The 2,621-nt window shown below is 53.5% G+C and carries 1 protein-coding gene; it reads left to right on the forward strand.

What is annotated here, in order from left to right:
- The coding region (locus tag WC515_08945) for a class I SAM-dependent methyltransferase (GenBank protein MFA5147485.1) at positions 1-2,621 on the forward strand (2,621 nt) is incomplete at both ends.

Raw genomic sequence — 2,621 nt, forward strand, 5'->3', positions numbered from 1 at the left:
TCTTCTTCACCGCGGAAAGGAAAGGCAGGGCATACAAGGAGGCCCTGGAAGCAATAAGAGGCAAAGAAGGCTTCGGGGAGCACGGCGCCGAATTATTCAGGTTAGCCGGGGCAAAGGGAGTAAGGCTTGCCTTTGCAAGGGCAGAGGCGATCACCGATGCATCTTCACGCAACGAATTCTTTACCTCATTATTAGGTACATTACATAAATTAGAAGAAGAAGGCGCCTTAACAGCCCATCCTGAAGCGCTGGTAAATGCCTGCGCTCCTTCAGACACCGAAGAGCCTTCTTTAGACGCCTTCATACTCACCCTTGCCTTAACCAATACACAGCTACTCACAGTTGCCATCATCTTTATCCTACTCATCGCTGCCTCTTATAGAAGGGCCTCTAAGCGTGATGCCTCAGAGGCTGCAGAGACACAGACCTCGGGGATCAAAAAGGGAGCAGAACGCCTCGTCAGAAGGTCCCAGCCTTCCGAAGGCGAAATAGGCGGCACGATCGGCAGGATAGCTACTCCCGAAGGGCAGGTGCTTACAGACTTAAGAGGAAGGGTTGAGATGGGGCAGTTCGTCTTAAGCCACCCTCACCTGCGCCATCCTCTGATGATAGACATTGATGAGGAAAAAACAACCATATCTACCGACTCTGCGATAAGGCAAATATTAAGCGCGATAGACCAGAAGAGGCTGACTATCTTCGCAAGGGGCACACCTGATGATACAGCCGTCATAAGCGTGTTAACCCATGCCCAGTCTCCCGAAGGCTTACCTATATATATAATCAGGGATAACCCCCACGCGATATTCTGCTTCGCTGCCAGGAGGTTCATCTGCATCAACGAAGCGCTGCTTAACGAACCTGTCCTCATCTTCCACGCCTTCGCCTTATCCGCCGGATTAGACCACCACTACCTGCGCGGCGCCAGCAAGAGAGACCGCTTCTTCGCCCGGGCAAGAGGAGAGGCCTTTGAGATAGGCCTGCAGGACAAGCTCTTCGGCCAGGAGGCCAATAACGCAGCAGCCGAGAAGATCCGTTCCTTAAAATACATCCACCTGGTAGGCCGCGGCGTCAGCCTCCAGGACTTTATCTCCCTTACCGTCTTTGAGCTCTCCAGGACCTTCGGCCTGCCCCTTGAATCACGCGAAGACAGAGAGACCTTCAGAAGGACCGTCCTGGAAATAGTCAGCGGCACAAGCGGCATCACCGTAGAGACCCAGTTACAGGGAGGCAATGTCTTAAGGCTGGGCAGCCAGGTCTATCCTTTAGGAGATAGCGTCGTCATACCTTACATAGTCAATCCGGAAATTTACTTTCTAACCCCGGGCTTGCTCGTGGAAGCGGTATACGATCACCGCGACGAACTGGCAACGCTCCTGCCCAAGGCAGAGCAGGCACTCGTAAGAGAAGATAAGAATCTGGAGATAAGGCTCGGCAACGGTTCCTCCTTAGGCGCTTACAGGGCGATAGCCAGGATATACAAGAGGGTGATGGCACCTGTGGTAGCCAGTGTAGCCCTCAATGTCCCGGCGGAAGCATCTCAGCCCCTGGGCGATCGTGAACTTAGGGCGCGTATTGCGGAAGGCTCAAAGAAATTGACTGACAGGTTAAGGGTGAAAGGTGCCAAAGTGAGCGACGACAAGATCACCTTCTCCAAGTTCATCGCTCCTCTCTTAAGTGAAGGGGCCAGCAGGGCCGCCCTGTCTGAGCAGCCGCACAACCGTATCATAAGGAAGCTGCAGGCCTATATGAAGGCAAAAGAACATTACTTGGTTGCCGAGGCACTAAGGGAATACTTCCATATCCTGGTCCAGGAAAGAGGCATCAACGATCCTCTCTACTCCGAAATATTTGAAAAGGGTGGCGAGCCCCTCTGGGCAGACTGGGCAGTCATGGGCAGGTTAGGCAAGCTGCGCAGCGACAAGGACCATTCCCACGCCATGCTGCTCAGAAGAATAGATCTGCACCTGGTCAACTCCCCCAACAGGCGCTACAGGGTCCTGGTAGTAGGCGCAGGTTCAGGCCGCCTGGTGAATGACCTGGTATACCGCTTCGGCAGCAGGCTCCAGATAGTTGAGACTGACCCCGAGATAGAGAACATCATCAGGAGCTACGGAGTAAACACCGCAGGCAACCATCCTCAGCAGGTCATCCACGTCCCCGCTGATGCCGCTAACCTGGAGTGCTTTGCCGAATCCACCTTTGATATCACGATATCCCACGGCGCCCTGCGTTACTTTAGCCCGGCAACAAGGCAGCGGGCCGCGGTAGAGATGGCCAGGGTAACAAAGCCGGACGGAGTTATCATAGCCTCGGATGTATTACAGAGGCATACCTGGCAGACACTGGTCAGTGATTTTGCGACCGATCTAACCGCCAGTGGGTTGGGTTTTAAGATCTATGGAGGCGCAGAAAAAGTCTTCCGTAATACCACCTTCTACAACTGCCTCTTCCAGTACCTGCATCCCGACAGAGGCGAATATAACCGCATCTTCCGCGACGCAGTAGACGCCATATCAGCCTCCGAGAAGAAAGAGCCTATAGACATACTCTTTAATCTCGCCGGATACAAGGAAGGTCATGTCAGGGTAGCGGTCATTGCCAGAAAGGCGTCTATTATT

This window comes from Candidatus Omnitrophota bacterium, assembly GCA_041650805.1.
Classification (GTDB): Bacteria; Omnitrophota; Gorgyraeia; order 2-01-FULL-45-10; family 2-01-FULL-45-10; genus JBAZKM01.